The sequence below is a fragment of the Sphingomonas sp. NPDC079357 genome (assembly GCF_044901155.1).
Classification (GTDB): domain Bacteria; phylum Pseudomonadota; class Alphaproteobacteria; order Sphingomonadales; family Sphingomonadaceae; genus Sphingomonas.
In genome coordinates this window covers 737,944-759,976 of record NZ_JBJDOM010000001.1, presented here as the reverse complement: position 1 = coordinate 759,976, position 22,033 = coordinate 737,944, and the positions used below count along the sequence as shown (strand labels likewise).

At 66.2% G+C, this 22,033-nt stretch carries 20 protein-coding genes, 1 tRNA gene and 1 pseudogene; 6 read left to right on the top strand and 16 right to left on the bottom strand.

Annotated features, from left to right (window positions below; all coding sequences use genetic code 11):
- The first annotated feature begins 93 nt into the window (after positions 1-93).
- On the top strand, positions 94-1,173 hold the full coding sequence (locus tag ACI2JO_RS03480) for a fatty acid desaturase family protein (protein WP_404719345.1): 1,080 nt from the start codon (positions 94-96) through the stop codon (positions 1,171-1,173).
- A 105-nt stretch (positions 1,174-1,278) separates the two neighbouring features.
- Here the strand turns inward: ACI2JO_RS03480 and lptG are convergent, their stop codons facing one another.
- The 7 genes from lptG to proB form a co-directional block, all read right to left on the bottom strand.
- Positions 1,279-2,373, bottom strand: a complete 1,095-nt coding sequence (gene lptG / locus ACI2JO_RS03475) for an LPS export ABC transporter permease LptG (protein WP_404719344.1) — start codon at positions 2,371-2,373, stop codon at positions 1,279-1,281.
- Positions 2,370-3,569 carry an LPS export ABC transporter permease LptF gene (gene lptF / locus ACI2JO_RS03470; protein ID WP_404719343.1) on the bottom strand — a complete coding sequence of 400 codons (1,200 nt, stop codon included), beginning with the start codon at positions 3,567-3,569 and terminating at the stop codon, positions 2,370-2,372. The genes lptG and lptF overlap by 4 nt, the downstream gene beginning before the upstream one ends.
- 84 nt (positions 3,570-3,653) lie before the next feature.
- Positions 3,654-5,612: an ATP-binding protein gene (locus ACI2JO_RS03465; protein WP_404719342.1), complete on the bottom strand. Its 1,959-nt coding sequence runs from the start codon at positions 5,610-5,612 to the stop codon at positions 3,654-3,656.
- Positions 5,613-5,659: 47 nt separating this feature from the next.
- Entirely contained in the window at positions 5,660-6,928 is a 1,269-nt protein-coding gene (gene spt, locus ACI2JO_RS03460; RefSeq protein ID WP_404719341.1) for a serine palmitoyltransferase, read from the bottom strand.
- 5 nt (positions 6,929-6,933) lie between these two features.
- A complete protein-coding gene (locus tag ACI2JO_RS03455) occupies positions 6,934-7,176 on the bottom strand; it encodes an acyl carrier protein (RefSeq protein WP_333914478.1) in 243 nt (80 codons plus the stop codon).
- Positions 7,177-7,218: 42 nt separating this feature from the next.
- Positions 7,219-8,118: an NAD-dependent epimerase/dehydratase family protein gene (locus ACI2JO_RS03450; protein WP_404719340.1), complete on the bottom strand. Its 900-nt coding sequence runs from the start codon at positions 8,116-8,118 to the stop codon at positions 7,219-7,221.
- On the bottom strand, positions 8,115-9,218 hold the full coding sequence (gene proB / locus ACI2JO_RS03445) for a glutamate 5-kinase (RefSeq protein WP_404719339.1): 1,104 nt from the start codon (positions 9,216-9,218) through the stop codon (positions 8,115-8,117). The genes ACI2JO_RS03450 and proB overlap by 4 nt, the downstream gene beginning before the upstream one ends.
- Between proB and ACI2JO_RS03440 the strand changes: the two genes are divergently transcribed.
- Positions 9,175-10,458, top strand: a complete 1,284-nt coding sequence (locus tag ACI2JO_RS03440) for a hypothetical protein (RefSeq protein WP_404719338.1) — start codon at positions 9,175-9,177, stop codon at positions 10,456-10,458. The genes proB and ACI2JO_RS03440 overlap by 44 nt on opposite strands.
- A gap of 7 nt (positions 10,459-10,465) precedes the next feature.
- Here the strand turns inward: ACI2JO_RS03440 and obgE are convergent, their stop codons facing one another.
- The gene (obgE, locus tag ACI2JO_RS03435; protein ID WP_404719337.1) at positions 10,466-11,512 is read right to left on the bottom strand and encodes a GTPase ObgE; all 1,047 of its coding nucleotides are present in this window, start codon (positions 11,510-11,512) and stop codon (positions 10,466-10,468) included.
- A 123-nt stretch (positions 11,513-11,635) separates the two neighbouring features.
- The gene (locus ACI2JO_RS03430) at positions 11,636-12,235 is read right to left on the bottom strand and encodes a TetR/AcrR family transcriptional regulator (protein WP_404719336.1); all 600 of its coding nucleotides are present in this window, start codon (positions 12,233-12,235) and stop codon (positions 11,636-11,638) included.
- Positions 12,236-12,290: 55 nt separating this feature from the next.
- Between ACI2JO_RS03430 and ACI2JO_RS03425 the strand changes: the two genes are divergently transcribed.
- Positions 12,291-13,145, top strand: a complete 855-nt coding sequence (locus ACI2JO_RS03425) for a metal-dependent hydrolase (RefSeq protein ID WP_404719335.1) — start codon at positions 12,291-12,293, stop codon at positions 13,143-13,145.
- A 432-nt stretch (positions 13,146-13,577) separates the two neighbouring features.
- Here the strand turns inward: ACI2JO_RS03425 and ACI2JO_RS03420 are convergent, their stop codons facing one another.
- The 5 genes from ACI2JO_RS03420 to hspQ form a co-directional block, all read right to left on the bottom strand.
- Positions 13,578-13,901, bottom strand: coding sequence for an OsmC family protein (locus tag ACI2JO_RS03420; RefSeq protein WP_404720315.1), 324 nt, complete (start codon positions 13,899-13,901; stop codon positions 13,578-13,580).
- Between the two features lie 137 nt (positions 13,902-14,038).
- Positions 14,039-14,590, bottom strand: a complete 552-nt coding sequence (locus ACI2JO_RS03415) for a GNAT family N-acetyltransferase (protein WP_404719334.1) — start codon at positions 14,588-14,590, stop codon at positions 14,039-14,041.
- Positions 14,591-14,773: 183 nt separating this feature from the next.
- The gene (rpmA, locus tag ACI2JO_RS03410) at positions 14,774-15,043 is read right to left on the bottom strand and encodes a 50S ribosomal protein L27 (RefSeq protein ID WP_022687450.1); all 270 of its coding nucleotides are present in this window, start codon (positions 15,041-15,043) and stop codon (positions 14,774-14,776) included.
- Between the two features lie 28 nt (positions 15,044-15,071).
- Complete coding sequence (gene rplU / locus ACI2JO_RS03405; RefSeq protein ID WP_022687449.1) at positions 15,072-15,368, bottom strand: 50S ribosomal protein L21; 297 nt, start codon at positions 15,366-15,368, stop codon at positions 15,072-15,074.
- Positions 15,369-15,503: 135 nt separating this feature from the next.
- Positions 15,504-15,884 (bottom strand): heat shock protein HspQ, encoded by a 381-nt coding sequence (hspQ, locus tag ACI2JO_RS03400; protein ID WP_404719333.1) that lies wholly within the window; start codon positions 15,882-15,884, stop codon positions 15,504-15,506.
- A gap of 128 nt (positions 15,885-16,012) precedes the next feature.
- Between hspQ and ACI2JO_RS03395 the strand changes: the two genes are divergently transcribed.
- The 3 genes and pseudogenes from ACI2JO_RS03395 (at position 16,013) to ACI2JO_RS03385 (ending at position 19,390) form a co-directional block, all read left to right on the top strand.
- Positions 16,013-16,102, top strand: a tRNA-Ser gene (locus tag ACI2JO_RS03395).
- Positions 16,058-16,827 (top strand): annotated as a pseudogene (locus tag ACI2JO_RS03390) (tyrosine-type recombinase/integrase); the annotation flags it as partial. The gene ACI2JO_RS03395 and the pseudogene ACI2JO_RS03390, both read left to right, overlap by 45 nt.
- 148 nt (positions 16,828-16,975) lie before the next feature.
- Positions 16,976-19,390, top strand: a complete 2,415-nt coding sequence (locus ACI2JO_RS03385; RefSeq protein ID WP_404719332.1) for an EAL domain-containing protein — start codon at positions 16,976-16,978, stop codon at positions 19,388-19,390.
- 255 nt (positions 19,391-19,645) lie between these two features.
- Here ACI2JO_RS03385 and ACI2JO_RS03380 read toward each other — a convergent pair whose 3' ends face one another.
- Together ACI2JO_RS03380 and ACI2JO_RS03375 are read right to left on the bottom strand one after the other, a co-directional pair.
- Positions 19,646-20,125 carry a hypothetical protein gene (locus tag ACI2JO_RS03380; protein ID WP_404719331.1) on the bottom strand — a complete coding sequence of 160 codons (480 nt, stop codon included), beginning with the start codon at positions 20,123-20,125 and terminating at the stop codon, positions 19,646-19,648.
- Between the two features lie 67 nt (positions 20,126-20,192).
- A complete protein-coding gene (locus ACI2JO_RS03375; RefSeq protein ID WP_404719330.1) occupies positions 20,193-22,022 on the bottom strand; it encodes a diguanylate cyclase in 1,830 nt (609 codons plus the stop codon).
- Positions 22,023-22,033 lie beyond the last annotated feature (11 nt).

Genomic DNA, 22,033 nt, shown 5'->3' with positions numbered 1-22,033 from the left:
ATCATAGCGAGTGAACAATTATCCAGAATGGCGTTCGCCCTAGTCCTGTTCCGGTCATGGTGTCGCCACTATGTTCAGGGAATGGATACACCCATGAACACCATCACTCTCGATCGCGCGACGACGGTCGCGCGCGCGCCGCGTCCGACGATCGTCGACGACAAAGCGATGCTGAAGGCGGCAGCGGAGTTGACCCGCGACCTGCTGAAACCGCGTCCCGGTGTCTACTGGGCCGACCTGATTGCCTCGTCGCTGGTCGGTTACGGCGCGCTCGTGGTGGCGATCGTCACCGCCTCGACTGCTCTGGCGATTGTCGCGGGCGTGGTGGCGGTGCTCGCGCTCTATCGCGGCATGAGCATGATCCACGAGTTGACGCATGTGAAGCACGCATCGCTGCCGGGCTTCCGCTCGGGGTGGAACGCGCTGATCGGCGTGCCGATGATGATCCCGTCATTCATGTACGAGGGCGTGCATAACCTGCACCATGCCAAGACGCGCTATGGTACGTCGGAAGACCCCGAGTATCTTCCGCTTGCGCTGATGAAGCCGTGGACCCTGCCGGTGTTCATTCTCGTCTCGGCGCTGGCGCCGGTCGGGCTGCTGATCCGCTTCGGCGTGCTGGCGCCGCTGTCGGCATTGTCGCCCAAGCTCCGGACGGCGGTGGTGTCGCGCTATTCGGCGCTGTCGATCAATCCGCAATTCCGCCGCCGGATGCCGCAGGGCGAGGAGAAGGCGCGCTGGGATCGCGTCGAGGCTGTGACGGCGGTGTGGGCGCTCGCGCTGATCGGGCTGACCGCCTCCGGCGTGCTGCCGCTCAAGGCGTTTCTCATCTTCCTCGCGGTCGGGTCGGGCGTGGGGTTGATCAATCAGGTGCGGACGTTGGTAGCGCATCTGTGGGAGAATGAGGGCGAGGTGATGACCGTCACCGCCCAGTATCTCGACTCGGTCAACGTGCCGCCGCCGGCGCTGCTGCCGGTGCTGTGGGCACCGATCGGGCTTCGGTATCACGCGCTGCATCATCTGCTGCCGGGCGTGCCCTATCATGCACTGGGCGAGGCGCATAAGCGGCTGATCGGTGTGCTGGAGCCGGAGTCGCCTTACTACAAGGCGAATTATCGCGGGCTGCCGGGGCTGGTCGGCAAGCTGACGATGGCGACGCTGCGCGGGCGGTGAGCCTTGGACCGACGTCGCGCTTGAAGCGCTGACACGAGCAGGTTCGTCATTGCGCGTGTAGCGAAGCTCGCAATGACGTCAGAACATTGCGTCGTGTCAGGCAGATCATTCCTCGGTTCTGAGCAGCACCGCTTCGCCGATCAACAGGAACAGCAGGAACGGCGCCCAGGCGGCGAGGAACGGCGGGTAGGCGCCGAGATTGCCCATCGCAAGCGCGAAGCTGTCCGCAACGAAATAGGCGAAGCCCAGCGCCATGCCGATCACCGCACGGACGAACAATGCTCCCGAGCGTGCGATGCCGAACGCCGCGACCGCGCCGAGCAGCGGCATCAGCACCGACGACAGCGGACCGGACAGCTTGTGCCACAGCACGCCCTCCAGCGCCTTGGTCGGTCGGCCCGCTTCCTCCAGATCGCCGATCGCTTCGCGCAGACCGGCGAACGACAGCGCATCCCCGTCGACGCTGGCGAGCGTGAACTGATCGGGAGTCACGCCGCGCCCGACGATCGTTGCGCCGAGCCGAGTGACCTGGCCCGAGCTGACGTCGAAGCGGCGCGTCGGCCAGATCCGCCAGCCGTCGCCATCGCGCACGCCATGCGGCGCGTTGATGAGGCCGCGCAGTCCGCCGTCAGGATTGCGCTCATAGACCGTTACGCCACCCAATTGCGCGCCGGAACCGCGCCCGCTGATCGCGTCCGCCTGGATCAGATCGTCACCGGCGCGCACCCAGACGTTGGTGCGATTGCCGCGGTCGACCGGCATCGTGCCGTAATTGACCTTCTGCCATGCGCTCAGCTCGGCGGTCGCGCGGCTGACGATGCGATCGTTGAAAGCGAAGGTGACGAGCGCGATGCCGGCGCTGGCGATCACCAACGGCGCCAGCACCTGATGCGCCGAAAGGCCGGCGGCCTTTAACGCCACGACTTCGCTGTTGGCGTTCATGGTGATGAGCGTCAGGATCGTGCCGAGCAGCACCGAGAACGGCAGGAAGGTCGAGATCAATTGCGGCGCGCGCAGCGAGACGTAGCGCCAGACCTCCGCATCGCCGTTTCCGGCGGTGGCGAGGATGCGGCCGCTCTCGCTGAGCAGGTCGAGCGTCTGAAGCACGAGCACCAGCCCGAACAGGATGCCGAAGGTGCGCGTCAGGAACAGCCGCGCCATATAGACCGCGACCGTGCGCGACGGGAACAGCGCGCTCATGCGCGGGCCTCCTTGCGGCGGCGACCGGGCAAGTAGCGCGCCACCATCGCCCAGGCCTTGCCGAAAAATCGCTCCAGCGCGCCGATCGGCTGCCCGCCGGGGACATTGGCGATCGTGTGGTACATCCACAGGATCACGACCGCGAAAACCACGAACGGCACCCACAAGGCGATCGCCGGATCGACCGTGCCGCGCTCGCCCAGCGACGCGGCATATTGGTTGATCTTGTGATAGGTGACGACCATCACGATCGACAGGAACACGCCCAGCGCCGACGTCGAGCGTTTCGGCGGCACGCCAAGCGCGACCGCCAGCAGCGGCAACAGGAACATCGACGCCACCTCGACCAGCCGGAAGTGGAATTCGGCGCGGCTTCCGTCACGCTGTTCCTCGCTGCGCGTCGTCGCATGGCCGAGCCTGGCGAGTTCGGGCAGCGTATATTCGAGATCCTTGCCGCCGCGGGTGCGGAAGCTCTCGAAGCGCGGCAGGTTGATGGGCAGATCGTGCGAGGTGAACGTCAGCGTACGCGGAGTCCTGAAATCCGGGCGGTTGTGGATCAGCGTGCCGTTGGTCAGGCGGAAGATGATGACGTTCGGATCGTCGGTGGCAAGGAACTGCCCACTTTCGGCAGTGACGCCGACCCACTCCCCCTTGGGTGTCTCGGCGTGGACGAAGATCCCCGACAATTGCCGTCCGCGATCCTTGCTGCGCTCGATGCGCAAGGTCATCCGGTCGCCGAGATGCGTGAACTCGCCGACCTTGATCGACGCGCCGAGTGCGCCGGTGCGCAGTTCGAAGCGGAGCTGTTCATAGGCGTAGCGCGCCTGCGGCTGGATATAGCCGACGATCGCGATGTTCAGCGCCGCCAGCACGATCGCGTAATAATAGGGAACGCGCAGCAGCCGGCGGTAGCTCATGCCGACCGCGCGCATCACGTCCAGCTCGCTCGATGTCGCGATGCGGCGGAAGGCGAGCAGCACGCCGAGCATTAGCCCGATCGGGATGCCGAGCCCGAGATATTCGGGAAGCAGATTGGCCAGCATCTTCCAGACAACGCTGACCGGGCCGCCCTCTGTCGCGACGAAGTCGAACAGGCGGCGGATCCGGTCGAGGATCAGCAGCATCGCCGAAATCAGCAACGTGGAGAACAGCGGCAGCGCGATCAGCCGGGCCATGTAGCGGTCGATCGAGGTCATGGGCGGGGCAGCGCTGCCTTTGCGAGGGTGACGGGACGACCGGCTATAGATTGGCGCGGCGGGCGCGTCAGTAGCCGATTTGGGTCATTCGGCGGCAAGCGGCGCCGGATTGTCGCCGCGCGCGGCGGCCGCGGTCACGGCGCGGTCCAGCGCAGCGAGCGTGAACGGCTTGCGGAGCACGGGATGATCGCCCAGCGCGACGCCGCCGCTCGCCTCGCCCGCAAAGCCGGTGACAAACAGCACCGGCACCTGCGCGAAGGCCAGCGGCAGCGTCGCGATCATCTCCGGCCCGGTCAATGATGGCATCAGCACGTCGGACAGGATCAGGTCGACACGCGCCATTTCGTCGAGCACTGCGGCGACCCGCGTCGCATCGTCGCACGCGACCGGATGATGACCGAGGTCGGCGAGCGCCTCCATCGTCGCCGAAAGGACGCGCGGATCGTCTTCGACGACAAGGATCGCGCGCCCGCCGTCAGCGGTTGGCTCGGCGGGGCCCGGCGGCGCGGCGGGCGAGGACGTGGCGGGCGTCGGTACGCGGGCGATTTCCTCACCACGCCGATCGCGCGGCAGCAGCATGGTGACGGTGGTGCCTTTGCCCACCCGCGAGGCAATCGTCACCTCGCCGCCGATCTGGCGTGCGAAGGAGAAGGTCTGGCTGAGCCCGAGGCCGGTGCCCTTGCCAAGCGGCTTTGTGGTGAAGAATGGCTCGAACACGCGGTCGAGCACCTCGGGTGCGATCCCGCAGCCGGTGTCGGTGACGGCCAGCGCGAGGAAATCACCGCTCGGCCCACTCGCATCACCACCCGGCAGCGTGGCGCGCGTGGCGCGAATCGTCAGCGTGCCGCGACCATCCATGGCATCGCGCGCGTTCACCGCGAGATTGACGAGCGTGTTCTCCAACTGAACACGGTCGACACGGACGCACCAGCCTGCGCTGTCGTCCTCCAGCACCAGCGTCATGCCGTCTCCCAGCGAGCGGGTGAGCATGTCGCCAAGTCCGTCGAACAGCGCCGCCGCCGCGATCGGCTCCGGGTTGATCGCGGTTTCGCGCGCGAAGGCGAGCAGCCGCGCGGTCAGCGCCGCGGCGCGATCCGCGCCCTCGCGGGCGCCGTCCAGATGTCGCGCGGCTTCGTCGGCGCCCGGCGGAAGATGGCGCCCGGCGAGTTCGACGCCGCTCAGCACCACCGCGAGCATATTGTTGAAGTCGTGCGCGATACCGCCGGTCAACTGGCCGACCGCCTCCATCTTCTGCACCTGACGCAGCCGCGCCTCCTGCGCGCGTAATTCCTCGGTCGCGCGCGCCACCGCCTGCGCCAGCTCGTCGGCGCGCAGCCGCTCGCTCTCCGCCTCGTCGCGCGCGATCGCGCGATCAGCGAGCGCCTCCACCATCACCCAGCCCATGGTAATGCCGCCGCCGACCAGCAGCACGCCGAACACCGCCAATACCTTGGCGATCGTGGTCGAGCGGCGAACCGACGCGCGCGCCTGCGTGGTGCGCATCTCAAGCAGCAGGCGCTCGTCGGTGATGATCCCATCGAGCGAGTCGTTGATACGGGTGAGCGCATCACTCTGGCGCGCCTGATACAGACGCGAGAGCGCCTGACTGTTCTTGCCGTAATTGGTGCTGAGCGCGGCCATCGCAAGTTCGTCGCCGCGGGTGCGGAACGCCTCCTGCAAGATCGCGACATGCGTCAACTGCACGTCATTGTCGCGCACCAGCTTGGCGAGCCGACCGATAGACTGTTTGGCACGTCGCCAGTCGTCATAGTAGACTTGGCCAAGCTGTTGATCGCCCGAGATAACGTAGCGACTCAGCGACGCTTCGGCATGGGCGATCGTCCCCTGCACGGTGCGGGCAAGGATCATCACGTCGTAGCTGTGCCGTTGCGAGGCGAGCGCGCGATCACGCTGGCCGTTCACCTCGGCCAGCGTGACAACGAGCAGGGCGAGCACGACCGCGCCGGCGAGCGCCATTACGCTGAGCGTTATGGTGCGCCAGGCGCCGGTCAGTCGTCCGGTGATATCGTCGCGATCGTTCACGGCCGCGACATTAGGTTAACAAACGTTAAGAGAAGGCAAATGCGTCGTCACTTGATCGCATCGGCGAGGCGCCCCGCCGAAGCGAACATCGTGATGACCTGGTCGATCTGTTCCGACGTATGTTCGGCACAGATCGAGCAGCGCAGCAGGAACGTGCCCGACGGGGTGGCGGGCGGGCGGGCGACGTTGACGTAGAGCCCCGCCTCGAGCAGCGCCTGCCACATCACGACCGCCTGTGCCTGATCCTGCAGGATCACCGCGACGATCGCCGAGTCGCATGTATCGGTCCCGAGCGCGAACCCCAGCCCCTTCAGCCCGGCGTGCAGGCGGCGGGCATTGTCCCACAGCCGCGCGCGCTTGTCGTGCGCGGTCATCAGCTTGCGGACCGAGGTCGCGGCGGTAGCGACCACCGACGGCGGTAGCGAGGCGGTGAAGATGTACGGACGGCAAGAGAAGCGCAGCCCCTCGAACTTCGGATGGTTCGAGATGCAGAAGCCGCCCACGGTGCCGACCGACTTGGAGAAGGTGCCGATCACCAGATCGACGTCCTCGCCGAGCACCAGCCCCTGCGCCTCATAGACGCCGCGGCCATGCTCGCCGAAGAAGCCCATCGAATGCGCCTCGTCGACCAGCACCATGCAGCCGTGCTTCTTGGCGACCTGCACCATCTCGCGCAGCGGCGCGATGTCGCCGAGCATCGAATAGACGCCCTCCAGCACCACCAGCTTGCCCGGCTCGCTGGGGAGACGACCGAGACGCTTGTCGAGGTCCTCGACCGAATTGTGGCGGAAGCGGACGATCTCCGCATCGCCCATCTTGCAGCCGTCGTAGATCGAGGCGTGGCTGTCGGCGTCGAGGATGACGTATTCGCCGCGCCCCGCCATCGTCGAGATCGTGCCGAGATTTGCCTGATAGCCGGTCGAGAAGACGATCGCGCCCGACGCGCCGTAGAATTCCTTGAGCGCGTTCTCCGCCTCGACGTGATCGCGGAAGGTGCCGTTGAGCATCCGGCTGCCGTTGGTGCCGCTGCCGAATTGTTCGAGCGCGCGGGTGCCGGCGGCGATCACGTCCGGGTCGAACGTCATGCCCATGTAATTGTAGGTGCCGAGCAGGATCGTCTCCTTGCCGCGGATCACCGCGGTGGTCGGCGACGTGACCTGCTCCATGACGATACCGAACGGATCGCGCACGCCCGAACTCATCAGCGCCTCACGCTCGGCGAGCAGCGGATCGAACTTCGCGAACAGGTCGCGTGCGGTCGGCGCGGCGACGGGTTCGACGGGTAGCTTCTCGCTCTGGAGTCCGGTCTCGGTCATGCGACTCAGCCCTTCAGCTTCTCGACCGCGTCGGCGAGCTGGCCGACATTCTCGATCTCGGCCTGCATGTTCATCGTGATGATGATGTCGAATTCGTCCTCGATCGCGGCGACAAAGTCCATCACGGTCAGCGAATCCCATTCCAGGTCGCCCTGGAAGCTGGTCGCTTCGGTGATCGCGACGCCCTTCTTGTTGAAGGGTTCGATCTGCGTGCGCAGCGTGTCGAGAATGGCGGTGCGGTCGGTCATGCGGATGCTCTGGCCCTGAAATGCGGCGATTGTCTGGCTGCGCTATAGCAAGCCGTGGGCGCGATACCATCGTGCCGTGTCGGATAGCCCGTCGGCAGCGGTGATTTGCGGGTGCCAAAGCGCGGACGGCGGGGCCTTGGCGGGATCGGCAGTCCAGTCCGGGTGGACCATGTAAGCGACGCGGTCGGCAGTCAGTTTCGCCTTCGCGCCGCGAAGCAGCTTGTCGGCGCGGGCGGCGGTGCGCAGCAGCGTGGCGGGGAGGGGGAGCGGCCGCACGCGCCGACCGACCGCCGCGCCGATCGCGCGGGCGAAGTCGGCATAGCTGAGCGGGTAGCCGTCGCTGGGTTCGTAGATGGCGCGGTCGCCAGGCGCTTCGACCAGCGCGAGCAGCAGGCGGGCGAGATCGGCGACGTTGATGATCGAAAGCTGCCCGCGCGGCGGGATCGGGACCACGCCGGTGCGGCGCGCGGCGCGGAACAGGTCACGCTGCTCCATATCGCCGGGGCCGTAGACGCCGGGCGGCCGGACGATCGTCCAGTCGAGCGCGCTGGTGGTCACGACGTCTTCCGCGCTGGCCTTCGACCATCCATAATTCGACAGCGCGGGCTCGCGCGCGGCGAGCGAGGAGACGTGGACGAAACGGCGGACGTCCCATGTGCGCGCGGCATCGACCACGTTGCGGGTGCCATCGATATTAGCAACGGCGAAGGCAGCGCGGTCGGGGGCATTGACCGCGCCCGCGACGTGGATGACGGCGTCGGCGGTCGAGACGACCGCTGAGATCGCTGACGCGTCGTCGAGCGCGCCGGCGATCCACGTCACGCCCTCGCGCGGCGGCTGCGATCGGCGGGCGAGCGCGCGTATCTGATGGCCCGCGGCGAGCGCCTGTTCGATCAGCGTACCGCCGACGAAGCCGGTGCCGCCGGTCAGCGCGAGGATCATAGCAACGCCATATGATTGCGGTGGACGAGCGCCGCGCGCGGCGCATAGCCGAGCAGCGCGGCATGTTCGTCGCTGCGTCGCCCGAGCAGCCGCGCGGCGTCGGCGGCGTCATATTCGGACAGGCCGCGCGCGATCGGGCCGTCAGGGCCGGCGATCGCAACCAGATCGCCGCGCGCGAACGCGCCCACGACGCGCGTCGCTCCGGCCGCGAGCAGGCTGCGCCCCTCGGTCAGCGCCTGCGCCGCGCCGGCATCGACATGGATCGTCCCCGCCGCGGTCAGCCCGCCGGCCAGCCACGCCTTGCGCGCGGGCGCGGTACGCTCGGCGACGAACAAGGTGTGGCGCGCTTCGGTCGACAGCGGACGCGGGGCGTGACCGGAGGCGATCGCGAGCGCGGCGCCGGCGGCGTTGGCGATCCGCGCGGCGGCGATCTTCGACACCATGCCCCCCGATCCCATGCCCGAGGCGGAGCCACGATCGGCCATCGCCTCGACGCCGGCGTCGATTCGCTCGACGCGCGGGATATGCTGCGCGCCGGGAAGCGCGGGATTGCGGTCGTAAAGTCCATCGATGTCGGAGAGCAGCACGACACCTTGCGCACCCGCCGCCTGCGCGATCCGCGCCGCGAGCCGGTCGTTGTCGCCGAAGCGAATTTCCTCAGTGGCGACCGAGTCGTTCTCATTGATGACCGGCACGGTGCCAAGCTGGAGCAAACGCCCGAGCGTCGCTGCGGCGTTGAGGTAGCGGCGGCGTTCTTCCAGATCGCCGAGCGTCACCAGCATCTGCGCGGCGGTCAGCCCCTGCGCGGCGAGGACGTCGGCCCACACGCCGGCCAGCGCGATCTGTCCGGTGGCCGCGGCGGCTTGGGCATCCTCAAGGCTGGCGCGTCCACCTTTCGCGAGCCCGAGCCGGCGCGCGCCAAGTGCGATCGCGCCCGATGAGACGACCGCGATCTGTTGCCCGGCGGCGACACGCACGGCGATATCGCGCGCGATTTCCTCCAGCCACGCCCGACGCACCCCTCCTTCGGATTCGACGAGCAGCGCCGAGCCGATCTTGACGATCAATCGCGGGCAGGCGGCGGGCGGGAAGAGCGACATGACGGCGGCACCGTTAGCGAAGGGGGCGGCGGCGTGCCATGATGATCTTGTCGACCAGCGTGCGTCCCGCGTGCATGATCTGCGCAAGAACGGGGGAAGGGCGGAAATGCAGCGCGTCATGTGGGTGGCAATCGGGATTTTGGCCGCGACCGTCGCGTCGGAGGCCGGGGCGGAGACGGTGCAGGGCACGGCCCGGATCGCCGGGATTGACAGCGCGGTCGAGCTGAAGACCGGCGACGGGGCCGGTGTGCTGCGCTATCGCCCACTTGCCGGCTCGACGGCGTGGGTCGAGGTTCCGCTCGACACGCTCGCGCCCGTACTGGCGGTGCTGGCCGACGACCGGCTGGCTTTCCTGCACGCCCCGATCACGCGCTGGGCGGGCGACGATCTGGTGCCGTTGCGTGATGCGATGATCGCACGCACGCGCACGGCGTGGGAGCAGGGCCGCGCCGGGACGCGGGCCGCGCAACCTTCGCAGGGCGCGGTGCGGACGCGGGTACGCGCGCTTCTGCAATATGCGGTGGCGTTGCGCGAGGCGGGGCGAGGGGCGGAAGCGATCGACACCCTGAGACAGGAGCGCGACGCCAATCCGCTCACCAGCGACTGGGATCGTGCCGAATGGTCGACGGTGTCGAACGCCCTGGCCAATACGATGATGGAACAGGGCCGCACGGACGATGCCGTTGCACTGCTCGATCAGACAGTCGCGCGGCTTGGAGGGTCGCCCTATGCGATCAACGTCGACCTGCAGACGGCGTCGATTCTCGCCCTTGATGGCCGGTATGCGCAGGCCTTGCCACGGGTCGATCGTGCCGAACGCGGCTTTGTGGCGATGGCGGCGCGCATGTCGGTCGTCCCCGGCGCCACGGCGCAGTTCGACTCGGTGCGCGCCTGTGTGTTGCACGGACTGGGGCGGACGGCCGAGGCAGCGGCGGCGCTGGCGCGAATCGATCAGGCGGCCAAGCCGACGAGCCGGCGGTACGCACCACCTGCCAATCGCGATCTTGTTGAACGCGCGGCGCTTTGCATGAGGGACCCGGACTCGCTGGTAAGCGTCTGGCAGCGCGATCTCGATCATCTGCCCGCCGGGTCACAGATGCTCGTCTCCGCGCAGCCGGCGTACCGCCAATTGCCCTTTGATACGGCCACACTGGACCGCGCGCGCGCGACCTGGGGGGCGCCCCCACCACTGCGGGTGCTGCCGACGCGTTACGCGCCGGCGCTTCGCAGTTGGCGCTGAGCGAGCATCACACCGGGGACCATTCGACCTCCTGCTCCTCGCCATCATCGTCGACCGGGCGATCGGGCGTCGGGATCGCCTCGAGCAGCCGGTCGAGCGCCCAGTCGACGCCGACGCCGCTTGCGCCCGAGATCGGGATCACCTCCGCGCCGCTGGCTTCCTCCAGCTCGGCGGAGAGCGCCGCGATGAGTTCGTCGTCGAGCGTGTCGATCTTGTTGAGCGCGATTACTACCGGCTTCTCGTCGAGCCCGCCGCCATAGGCGGTCAGCTCGTCGCGGACGATGCGGTAGCTTTCCGCCACGTCCTTGTCGTTGGCGTCGATCAGGTGGAGCAGCACGCGGCAGCGCTCGATATGGCCGAGGAAGCGGTCGCCGATCCCCGCACCGTCCGCCGCGCCCTCGATCAGACCCGGAATGTCGGCGACGACGAATTCGCGCTGCTTGTGGCGGACGACGCCGAGCTGCGGGCGGGTGGTGGTGAAGGCATAGGCACCGACCTTGGCCTGTGCGTTGGTCACCTGGTTGATAAAGGTCGACTTGCCGGCGTTTGGCAGGCCGACCAGCCCAGCGTCGGCGAGCAGCTTGAGCCGCAGCCACACCCAGGCTTCCTCATACGGCCAGCCGGTGCCGTGCTGACGCGGAGCGCGGTTGGTCGAGGTCTTGTAGCTGGCATTGCCGCGCCCGCCATCGCCACCGCGCAGGAACGTGATCCGCTCTCCGACGCGGGTCATGTCGGCAAGAAGGGTGCGCTCCTCGTCGTCGGCGAGGATCTGCGTTCCGACGGGCACCTTGACGACCAGATCGTCGCCGCCCGCGCCGGTGCGGTTGCTGCCCGAGCCGCCCATGCCGCGCGGGGCGCGGAAATGCTGGGTGTAGCGGAAGTCGATCAGCGTGTTCAGCCCGGCGACCGCCTCGAAGACGATGTCGCCGCCCTTGCCGCCGTTGCCGCCGTCCGGGCCGCCATATTCGATGTATTTTTCACGCCGGAAGCTGACGGCGCCGGGACCGCCCGCGCCGGAGCGGACGAAGATTTTCGCTTGATCGAGAAAGTGCATGGCGTGCTCCGTACCGCTTTAGCGCGGCTAAAGCGATATCGGAGCGCGCCCGGACTGCGCGACTTTGCCGCGGCGGGTTGTTGGCAACCGATCGTCATTCCCGCCCTCGCGGCGATGACGAAGCTACGCCTCCACCACCCCGCGATCCCTGAGCAACATCGCCCTTGCGATCACGCGCGCGCGGTCCCTCGGCAGCCCCAGCGCGCGCGCCATTGGGCCGCCGAGCAGGGCGTCGCCAAGGGCGGCCAGCACCAGTTGCAGCGTCTCGTCCTTGATCGGCGCGTCGGGGCGGTGTTCCTCGTGGGACAGGTCCTCGACCAGATCGTGGACGGCGGTAAGAATCGGGTCGAGCGCGTCCTGATTGCCGTTGAGAATCATCCACGTCGCCAGCGCACCGGCGCCGTTGGCGCCGAAGGCGTCGAAGACGACGTCGACCAGCTCGGCCGGATCCTTGCGCTCGCGCGAGCGGCGGGCAGCGTCGCGGATCGGTGCGACCACCAATGCGGTCATCCGCTGGATCAGCGCCGATTGCAGCCCGTCCGCCGAGCCGAAATGGTGGAGCAGATTGGCGTGCGTCCGCCCGATCCGCCCCGCCACCGCCTTCAGCGTCACCGCCTGCGGCCCCTGTTCGACCAGCAGTACGCGCGCCGCCTCCAGCGCCGCATCGCGCGATGCCTCGGGGCTCAGCCGCCGGCGTGGGGTTGCATTCAGGGCAGGGGGCAATTAACTGACACCAGTGTAAGTAAACAAACCGTGTTCGTCCTTAGTGGAGGTTTCCGTGGCGAAAGCAACCACGCCCGCCGATCTGACCATCACCCCGCGCGACCGGCGTTTCGGGCGCGGTGCGGTGATGCGTCGTTGGTGGCTGAACGACGATCCCTATGCGACCGCCTTCTACAACGCCCTCTCGGTCACGTTCCCGAAGGGCGAGGGGTTCTTCGTCGACAGCGTCCGCAAGTTTCGTGACGGCACCTCGCCGCGGCTGGAACGCGAGATCAACGCCTTCATCAAGCAGGAGGTGCTACATACCCGCGAGCATGTCGCGTTCAATCGCCACGTCGCCGATCAGGGTTACGACACGAGCCTGCTCGACCGCGATGTCGATGCCGCGCTGGCGCTCACCAAGGGGCGGCCGCCGATCGGCAGCCTTGCCGCGACCACCGCGCTCGAACATTTCACCGCGATGTTGGCGCACGAGCTGATCGCCAATCCACGGCATCTGGCGGGCGGTGACGAGCAGGCGCGCGCCTTGTGGCTGTGGCACGCCGCCGAAGAGATCGAGCACAAGGGCGTCGCCTATGACACCTGGCTGCACGCGACGCGCGACTGGCCGCGCTACACGCGCTGGCGGATCAAGGCACTGGTGATGCTGATTACCACGTGGCGCTTCGTCCACGGGCGGGCGCGGGGGATGGCGGAGCTGCTTCGACAGGACGGGCTGACCGGGCCGAAGGTGTGGGCGCGGATGGCGTGGTATGCGTTCGGCTATCCCGGGATGGCGCGGAAGGTGGCGGGGGTGTGGCTGGCGTATTTCCTGCCCGGCTTCCACCCATGGAAGCACGACGACCGCAAGCTGATCGCGTTGGCGGAGAGCGATTACGAGGCGGCGGTGCTGCCGCGGGCTACGGCGTGACCAAGCGACCAGGCGGAAGTTGACGATGTTTGCGCTGATCACGGGAAAACCTGTGGTCGACGGCGACGATGGGGGCGCGGCGACTGCGGGCGAGGCCATGGGGAGATTATAAGGCGCGAGCGGCGATGTAGGACAGCGGCGCCTGGCAAGTAACTGTAAGGGCGGTCGTTCGTTTGGTGCGGAGCGGTGCGATGCCGCGGCCGGCGCTCGGGAAATGCCAATACGAGTCATCAGCGAGGCGCCGGTTTTGCGCCGTTAAGGCTCGCCGATGTTGGCGTACGGATGCTTGCCGCGTCGTTTGAAGTACGCTCGACGCGGGGCCAGAGCGTGATCTCGTCACCTTGATCCGTCATTGCGACCGTAGCGAAGCACCTGACTTGCTTTGCTCCGCTCGCAATGACGACGCGTCCATCCGACCCACGTCATCATGACCTAGCCGGCCCAGTCGAAGACGATCGGCGCATTGATGCCGAGCGCGTTGTGCACGGGGCAGGCGTGGGCCGCGACCTCGAGTTTACGCCGTTGGCGCTCGTCGAAGGTGCCCGGAACGCGCACGATCACCGACAGATGCGAGATCCGGCGCGGGGTGCCGCCCATCTCCTTCGACACGGTTGCAGTGGCACCGGCGATCCCGATGTCCATGGAGCGCGCGGCGATTTCCATGATGCCGAGGATGCAGCCGCCGAGCGACAGGGAGAGCAGGTCGCTGGGCGAAAAGCCCTCGCCCGTTCCGCCGAGTTCCTTCGGACCGTGCATGACCAGCACCGCGCCGGAGTCCGCCTATGTCGCACGGAATTGGAGCGGTGCCTCATAGGCGACGGCGATATCGCTCATTGGTCTTCATCCCCTCGTTTGCAGGCGGAGGGCGGCGGGTCTGCGTCCTCGTGCTCTTTTTACGCGGCGATCGGCATCGCCGCGTCGGTACGCGCTGCCTCCGCATCGAGGTCGAGCGCGAAGTCGACCGATCCGACCATCCCGCCGCGCGCCAGCGACCAGCGCTGCGAGCGGCCGGTCTCGACGAAGCCGAGCTTGCGCAGCACCGCGCCCGAGGCTGCGTTCTCGGCGTGGTGGTAGGCGGTGAGCCGGGTCAGCGGGAGTGCGTGGCGCGCGATGTCGATCACCGCGCGCCCGGCCTCGGTCGCATAGCCGCGGCCCCACGCGTCCGGAGTCAGCCAATAGCCGAGTTCGTGATCGCCATTGTCGGCGCGGTGCAGCCCGATCCCGCCAATCAGTCGGTGCGCGCCGCTACGCTCGACGATGACGAAGCGCGGTTCGGTCGCGCCGCGCGGCAGCGACAGGAACGTCTCCGCATCCTCCGTCGTGTAGGGCCAGGGTGCGCGGGCGAGGCGGTTCACGACCGTTTCGTGGCCGATCGCCTGCGCAAGCGCGGGCGCGTCCTCGAACCAGCCGGGCCGTAACGTCAAACGGGGCGTCAACGCGAACATGTGCTCCAACTCCTGCGACGGGCCCGTGGCACGCGACGATGACGCGCGCGCGACACGGGAACGATAAGCGGAGGGAGCAGCAAGAAAAAAGGGAGCCGGGGCGGACCCGTCTCCCTTGTCTGGCTGGGTTCCGTCGTGGAACCCCGGGTCGCCCTGGTGGGCAACCCGTATGGTCACCCGATGTTATTCGGCCGCGGCCGCAATCATGTCGACCGAACAGAATTTGCGGCCGAGCTTGCCGTCGTGGAACACCACGCGACCGTCGACGAGCGCAAACAGGGTATGGTCCTTGCCGATGCCGACGTTGCGGCCCGGATAGAACTTCGTCCCGCGCTGACGCACGAGGATGTTGCCCGCGATCGCTTCCTGACCGCCGAACTTCTTCACGCCGAGACGACGGCCGGCCGAATCACGACCGTTACGCGACGAACCGCCTGCTTTCTTATGTGCCATTGTGTCTGTTCCTTTCGCGCTTTGGGGCTCAGCCGACCGAGACGATCTTCAGGATCGTGTGGTTCTGGCGATGGCCATTGCGGCGACGATAGTTGTGACGGCGACGCTTCTTGAAAACGATCACCTTCTCACCCTTCGCCTGGGCGATGATTTCGGCGGCGACCGTCAGGCCCGCGACGTCCTTCAGCTCCGCGCCCTCGCCAGCGAGCAGCACGTCACCCAGCGTCACCGACGCGCCGGCCTCGCCCTCGATCTTCTCGACGACGATCTTGTCTCCGGCGGCGACGCGGTACTGCTTGCCGCCCGTGCGCACGACTGCGAACATGGCTACGATGTTTCCTTCAACGGGAATTGCTTCCCAAATGTCATGGACCGCGACGGACACAGCCGCACGGTTGAAGCGTGGCGGTTAGGATAGCCCTTGCGGGATGTCAACCGATTCCCCGTGCGCCCCGCAGGGTTAATGACGGTGCAGACGCTTCAATCCATAGCGCCCGTCGTCGAACCGGTCGAACAGCCCGGCGATCGCAGGATGATCGACGGGTTCGTCGCTGTCGTCATGTTCCAGGTTCTGCTGGCTGACATAGGCGACGTAGCTCGATTCGAGATTTTCGGCGAGCAGATGGTAGAAGGGCTGGTCCTTGGCGGGACGCAGCGTCTCCGGGATCGACTGATACCATTCCTCGCTGTTGGCGAAGACCGGATCGACGTCGAAGATCACGCCGCGGAAATCGAGCATACGGTGGCGCACCACGTCGCCGATCGAGAAACGGGCATGGGAGATCGGCGGAGCGATCGGATCGTCGGGTAGGCGGGTATCAGCCAGCGCATCGCGGGTCATGCCAGCGTATCTAGTGCAGAAATCGTGCAGCACAACACGAGATGCGCTTGCGCTGGGTATCGCAAGCCGCTAGGGGCCGCGCCTCGACCCACCGCCGGGCGCTTTTCGAAGCCGCCGGTGACCCTCGCGGAGAGGTGGCAGAGTGGTCGAATGCACCGCACTCGAAATGCGGCGTGCCCTCACGGGTACCGTGGGTTCGAATCCCACCCTCTCCGCCACTTCATCATCTCAGCTGGTTTCCAAAGGTACCAAACAGGGTCAGTTTTCCCTCGTGGAACGCCTTGTTCGGCGTCTCATCTGCCCGCACTCGAAAGCCATGCAGCGCATCGTTTCTGGTGGCACTGCGGGGGCCAGGACTTGGGGGCATTGGGGCACTGGATGCTGATCGATGCAGCGTGCCGAAATGCCCCTCACGCGAGAGGCCATACAAGCTGAGCGACGCGCAGGGGCTCTACCTTTACGTGCTCCCCAGCGGTTTCAAATCGTGGCGCTGGAAGTATCGATTCGGGGGCAAGGAGAAGCGGATGGTCTTCGGACCTGATCCGACCGTCACGCTCGCGAAGGCGCGCCAGCTGCGCGAGACCGCCGCACGCGCGTTGCTCGATGGGATCGATCCTTCGGTTGCCAAGCGACAGCGCGCCGCCGAGCAGACAGCGCTGGTGGGCAGCACTTTCGAGACGATCGCCCGCGATTGGCACGAGAGTCAGAAGATGCTGTGGTCGAAGCGTCACGCCGCCCTGGTGATGAGCAGCTTCGAGGGCGACGTGTTCCCGAGAACGGCAAGCTGCCCATCGCAGCGATCACGACGCCACTTGTTGTGGAGGTCCTCAAGCCAATCGAGGCGCGAGGCGCGGTCGAGACGACACACCGCTTGCGCCAGCGGATCTCGGAGGTCTTTGCCGGGGCGATTGGGGCGGGGATCGCCTCGGCCGATCCCGCTGCAGTGACGAAGAGCGCACTGAGCAAAAAGACCAAAGGCAAATTTCCGGCGGTTCGCACCGTGCAGATGGCGCGGACCGTACTGGCGAAAGCCGCGCTTTCCTCTTCAGAAGCTACCGTAAACGTTAAGTTTTGCGGCGTACCGTGCCGTTATGGATCTGCTCCATACCATCACGCACTGCATGGCGCACAGTCACGACCAGCGGCTTGTGGCGCTTGCCGCTGTCGTCTGTGCTGTCGGCGTCTACGCGACGTTTGCGATCGCTCGGCATGCGGCGCGCGCAGTCGACGCGCTTCGTTCCCGATGGGCTCTCGTCAGCATCGTATCTGGCGGGTGTACCGCTTGGGCCACGCATTTCATCGTTCTTCTGGCCTATCAGCCAGGCATTGAAGCCGCCTTCGATCCGTTGATCACCGTTGCTTCGTTAGCCTGCGCAATCGTAGGCATTGGGGGCGGCATCCTGGTATCGATGCGCTCGCGCCGCCGCTCGCAGCAGTTTATCGCAGGGCTCGTCATCGGCGTCGGCATCGCCGCGCTCCACTACATCGGCCAAGCCGCGTATCTCGTCCGGGGCAGCTTCGCGTGGGATCCGGTGCTGGTGCTGCTTTCGCTTGTCGTCGGCGTACCGGTGACCGGGCTGGGCATGATGACGTTGTCGCACCGACGTCGCTCCGTTCGCCGCGCCGCGCCACCATTGCTCTTGCTTTCGATCGCCGTTCTGCACTTCTGCGGCATGGCGGCGCTGACCGTTAGCCCAGATGCGGCTGTCAGGTTCCCGGCAACCGCCATGTCGCCGGCAACGATCGCGCCGTGGGTAGCGGGCGTGTCCATTGCGCTCCTCACCCTTGCGATATTCGGCTGGCGCTTCGACCTTGCCGCGAAGGCAAGGCTCCGGCTCGACCAGCGCCGCCTGCGCGAGCTCGCCGACGTTGCGCTTGAGGGGTTGCTGATCTGCACCGAGGACGAGGTCACTACCGCCAATCAGAGCATCGAGCGCCTCTCCGGCTATGCGCCCGGCACGCTCCCCGGATCATTCCTGAGCCAATTGCTTCCCGGCGTCGACTTCGCCAGCATGCCCGAACGGGAGGAGCGGGAGGCGCAGCTCACCAGCGCGAGCGGCGACACCATTCCCGTCCGCATCCTGCGCGCGCAGGTCGCGCTCGGGCACAAGATCCACTCGGTTATCGCCGTGCGTGACCAGCGTGAGCGGCTGCGGACCGAGGCACGCATGCGCACCCTGGCATTCAGCGATTCGCTGACCGGTGTAGCAAATCGCGGGCGCTTTTTTGATCTGCTCTCGATTCACACGGCTTCGCGACGGGAGCGCGATCAATCCTTCGCGGTGCTGATGCTCGATCTCGACCGCTTCAAGCCAGTGAACGACACGCTTGGTCACGCCGCAGGTGACGCGATTCTCCAGATGGTGGCGGAGCGACTGCAGGCGACGCTGCGGGACGGCGATGTGCTTGCACGGCTTGGCGGCGACGAATTTGCCGTTCTGCAGATTGCCGCAGACCATCTCGACTCCGTGGCCATCCTGGCGGAGCGCATCGTGCAGACCATCGGCGGCCGGCCCTTCATCTATCAGGGTCAGGCGCTGCACCTTGGTGCGAGCGTCGGCTTCGCCTGGGCGCCGCAAGACGGCAACGACCCGGCCGAACTGCTGCGGAACGCCGATCTGGCACTTTATGCCGCGAAGTCGGACGGTCGCGCGATCTGGCGACGTTACGACCCGCGCTTCGATGAGGAGACACAAAAGCGGCGACGCCTCGAAATCGGTCTCCGGCACGCGATCAGCCACGGTGAGCTGCAATTGCACTACCAGCCGCTGGTCGACGCTCAAACCGGCGCGATTACGTCCGCAGAGGCGCTGGTGCGCTGGAACCATCCCGAACGTGGGCTCGTCCCTCCAATCGATTTCATCCGACTGGCAGAAGAAACCGGCCTGATCTTGCCGCTAGGCGATTGGGTGTTGCGGACAGCCTGCTCTGAAGCGGTTGGCTGGCCCGCGAACATCGGCGTGGCGGTAAACCTTTCACCTGCGCAATTCCGTGATCCAGCGCTCAGCAAGGTCGTGCTGTCGGCGCTCCATGAGTCCGGACTGGAGCCGAGCCGCTTGGAATTGGAAATCACCGAGGGCGTGCTGCTCAACGACGAGGCGGGCACGCTTGCGACACTGGCCGAACTTCAGACAGCCGGCGTGCGCATCTCCATGGACGATTTCGGCACCGGCTACTCGTCCCTAAGCTATCTGCGCAAATTCCCGTTCGACAAGATCAAGATCGATCAGTCGTTCGTGCGTCAGATCCCCGATGATCCGGAAAGCGTGGCGATCATCCGGGCGATCATCACGATGAGCGCATGCCTCGGCATCAAAACGACCGTTGAAGGGGTAGAGACGAGCGAGCAACTCGCCTTCTCGGTTGCGGAAGGTTGCGACACGATACAGGGGTACCACGTCAGTCGACCGCTTACCGCAGCCGCTTTTCATGATGTCCTCGATCTCACGCAGACGTCTCGATCCGACATCGTTGTTGATCGATTGAGAAGTCCCTTGCCGGCCTGAGACCGTCTTCGTCCCGAGGAAGGATCGCGGCACTAGAGAGGATTTGGTCTGTTTTCAATCCGCCGCACGACAGCGAAAGCTTCCAAGAAACTGCAGCCAGAATGCGAAGCTATGATGGTCAAGCGGTATCAAGCCGGCCGGGTTTCTCCACTCGTAATCAGGCGCCGCAATCGCGCGGAGTGCCATCGGTAACGAAGAGGATCGCGACCGTTCGGCCCTTCTCCTTGACGGGCTGGTTGACGAGGCTGCGAACCTTCATGGCTTCGAGCGACGCGCTGGTGCCAGAGGTGCGCGGATCGAGGCGAACGTCGGGGATGACGACCGCGCGGCCTGGCGAAGGTCCTCTGCATAATCACCATAGTCGTCGATGCGGTAGGTGCCGGCGAGGCTCTGATAGCCCTCAGCCGTCCAGTCGATCGGCACAACCAACGTCTCGCGATCGTCCCCCAGCGTGGCGTAACCGACGCGCCCCACGCTCAGCGTGCGACCAACAATCGAGGTGGCCGCTCGAACCACGTGATCGGGATCATCGATCGCGGTCAGGGCGCGGCCAAGTTCGACCAGCGCTTCGCGGCGTTCCTCACCCCGGATGCGATCGATCACTTCAAAGAAGATCACGGTGAAGCGGTCTCCACCAGCGGGCTGGCAAACGCCGTCGTACCAGCGTTGGAGATCGCCGACCTGGCGTGTGAAGCGGATCGTCTCGCCCGTCTCAGCGGCACGGGCGAACTCCATCACAAAGCGGTCCTATTGTCAGGCTTTCTTGATGAAGCTCGACAATCGCCGTCGGGAGGGCTGCGGGCTAGGCGGCCAGCCGTTCTGCAACGACCGCACGATCTCTCCCGGCACGCTTGGCGCGATAAAGCGCGGCATCCGCGTCGGCGATCAGCGGAGCATTTTCTCGGCCGAACGTGGCGTGCCATTCGGAGAGGCCAAAGGACATGCTTACCTGACCAAGAAGTTTCGTCCCTTGCCGGGGCCGCAGGTCGGCGATGTTCGCGCGCAGCCGTTCGATACGAGGAAGAAGCTCCTCGGCCGAGGCGCCTGGCGCGATGATTGCAAATTCCTCACCGCCGAAGCGGCATGCGACGTCTCCGTCTCGAAAATGCTCACGCATCGCTGCGCCGACGAGCTGCAGCACGGCATCTCCGGCATCGTGGCCAAACTCATCGTTGAAGCGCTTGAAGTGATCGATGTCGCACATGACGAAGGTGAGCGACGATCCGGCCCGGGCGGCGCGGGCGATCTCGAGATGAAGCGCTTCTTCGAGGTAGCGACGATTGTGCAGCCCGGTCAGGGCGTCCCGAACCGTCTGCTCCTTAAGATCGCGCTGCAGACGGTGGTTGACCAGCGCGGACGCGATATTCTCGCCCAGCGCTGCCAATCGGAAGGCTTCTTCGCTCCCGATGATCCCTTGAAGGAACAGGAGCCCGATTACTTCGCCCCCGGCCAGCAGCGGCTCACAGCGATAGGCACCCATGTTCGCAGTGGCGTGCCGGCATGTCACCTCGCGACCGTCGCCAAGCACGACATGTCCCTGACCCAGCCGCAACGCCCAGCAGTCATCGGGACCGAAATTCTCGGGCAACGCATCGCCGACGCCCCAGTCTGCCAGGCGCACGAGCAGGTTACGGGAGTTGTTATGGGCGTACAGCGCTCCTGCGGCGCCAGGGAGAACCTGAGGGACAAAGCAATCGATGATCTGCGCGAGCTCGATATCGGTACGCGCAGCCTGCAAACGATGCGCCATCTCGCCCAGACGCTCGATCACCTGACCACGAGCCTCCAACGCCCCGTGTTGTTCGAGCAGGTCGGCGTTTGCGGCTTGCAGCCGGGTATCCATCTGGCGCTGATCGTCGATTGCCGCGGCGAGCCGATCCGCCATCTGATTGTATCCTGACGCAAGCCGATCGAATTCGGCCGATCCCGTGCGGGCAGTCAACCTTAGGTCGACTTGACCTCGCCCGAGCGCTTCCATTGCCTCGAGCGTGCGGCCGAGCGGACGCCGCACTCCGAACGATATGGTCGCAATCAAGGATGCGAGGAGCGCCGCAACGACCATTCCGCCACCCAGCGCAACATATTTTGTCCACGAAAGTCGCTCCTCAGCCTCATGGGCACGCTGCGCGAGCAGATCGCGCTCACGTTGCATCAGCGCGTTGGCTTGCTGATCGACCTGCGCCATCAGTTCGCGCCCTCGGCCGCCGGCGAGGCCACGGACGGCAGTCTCAAACTCGCCCTGACGCGCCAGACGCATCGACTCTCGCGTGAACGCGACCTTCCTTGCACCGGCATCACGGACCGCGACGGCGCGCTCGTTTTGGAGCGAGTTGTCATCTGTCAGGCCTACGAGATGGTCCAGCTGGCGAAGCACCTCGACCAGCCTTTGATCAACCGTGGTGGCAAATCGCTCATCATGTGTGAGGAGGTAGCCACGCTGGCCCGACTCCGCTTCGCGCAACTCTGCCAACGCCTCATCCATGGCAACGATGACCTGTTGCGAATGGCTTACCCAGGCGAAGCTTTCACGCGTGCTCCAGGAGGACTGGAGCAGAACTGCCACGAGGCAGAGCAGCGCCGCCGCGATCAGGCAGCCGATGGCTGTCACACGAGAGATCAGCGACGTGAACATGGAACTTAATC

Coding starts and splice junctions, on each gene's coding strand:
- ACI2JO_RS03480 (WP_404719345.1), top strand. CDS start 94: ATGAACACCATCACTCTCGATCGCGCGACGACGGTCGCGCGCGCGCCG.
- hspQ (WP_404719333.1), bottom strand. CDS start 15,884: ATGACCCGCGATGCGCTGGCTGATACCCGCCTACCCGACGATCCGATC.
- lptF (WP_404719343.1), bottom strand. CDS start 3,569: ATGACCTCGATCGACCGCTACATGGCCCGGCTGATCGCGCTGCCGCTG.
- rplU (WP_022687449.1), bottom strand. CDS start 15,368: ATGTTCGCAGTCGTGCGCACGGGCGGCAAGCAGTACCGCGTCGCCGCC.
- ACI2JO_RS03415 (WP_404719334.1), bottom strand. CDS start 14,590: ATGTTCGCGTTGACGCCCCGTTTGACGTTACGGCCCGGCTGGTTCGAG.
- ACI2JO_RS03385 (WP_404719332.1), top strand. CDS start 16,976: ATGGATCTGCTCCATACCATCACGCACTGCATGGCGCACAGTCACGAC.
- ACI2JO_RS03455 (WP_333914478.1), bottom strand. CDS start 7,176: ATGACCGACCGCACCGCCATTCTCGACACGCTGCGCACGCAGATCGAA.
- obgE (WP_404719337.1), bottom strand. CDS start 11,512: ATGCACTTTCTCGATCAAGCGAAAATCTTCGTCCGCTCCGGCGCGGGC.
- spt (WP_404719341.1), bottom strand. CDS start 6,928: ATGACCGAGACCGGACTCCAGAGCGAGAAGCTACCCGTCGAACCCGTC.
- proB (WP_404719339.1), bottom strand. CDS start 9,218: ATGTCGCTCTTCCCGCCCGCCGCCTGCCCGCGATTGATCGTCAAGATC.
- ACI2JO_RS03380 (WP_404719331.1), bottom strand. CDS start 20,125: ATGGAGTTCGCCCGTGCCGCTGAGACGGGCGAGACGATCCGCTTCACA.
- ACI2JO_RS03375 (WP_404719330.1), bottom strand. CDS start 22,022: ATGTTCACGTCGCTGATCTCTCGTGTGACAGCCATCGGCTGCCTGATC.
- ACI2JO_RS03420 (WP_404720315.1), bottom strand. CDS start 13,901: ATGCACGGTCCGAAGGAACTCGGCGGAACGGGCGAGGGCTTTTCGCCC.
- rpmA (WP_022687450.1), bottom strand. CDS start 15,043: ATGGCACATAAGAAAGCAGGCGGTTCGTCGCGTAACGGTCGTGATTCG.
- ACI2JO_RS03450 (WP_404719340.1), bottom strand. CDS start 8,118: ATGATCCTCGCGCTGACCGGCGGCACCGGCTTCGTCGGCGGTACGCTG.
- lptG (WP_404719344.1), bottom strand. CDS start 2,373: ATGAGCGCGCTGTTCCCGTCGCGCACGGTCGCGGTCTATATGGCGCGG.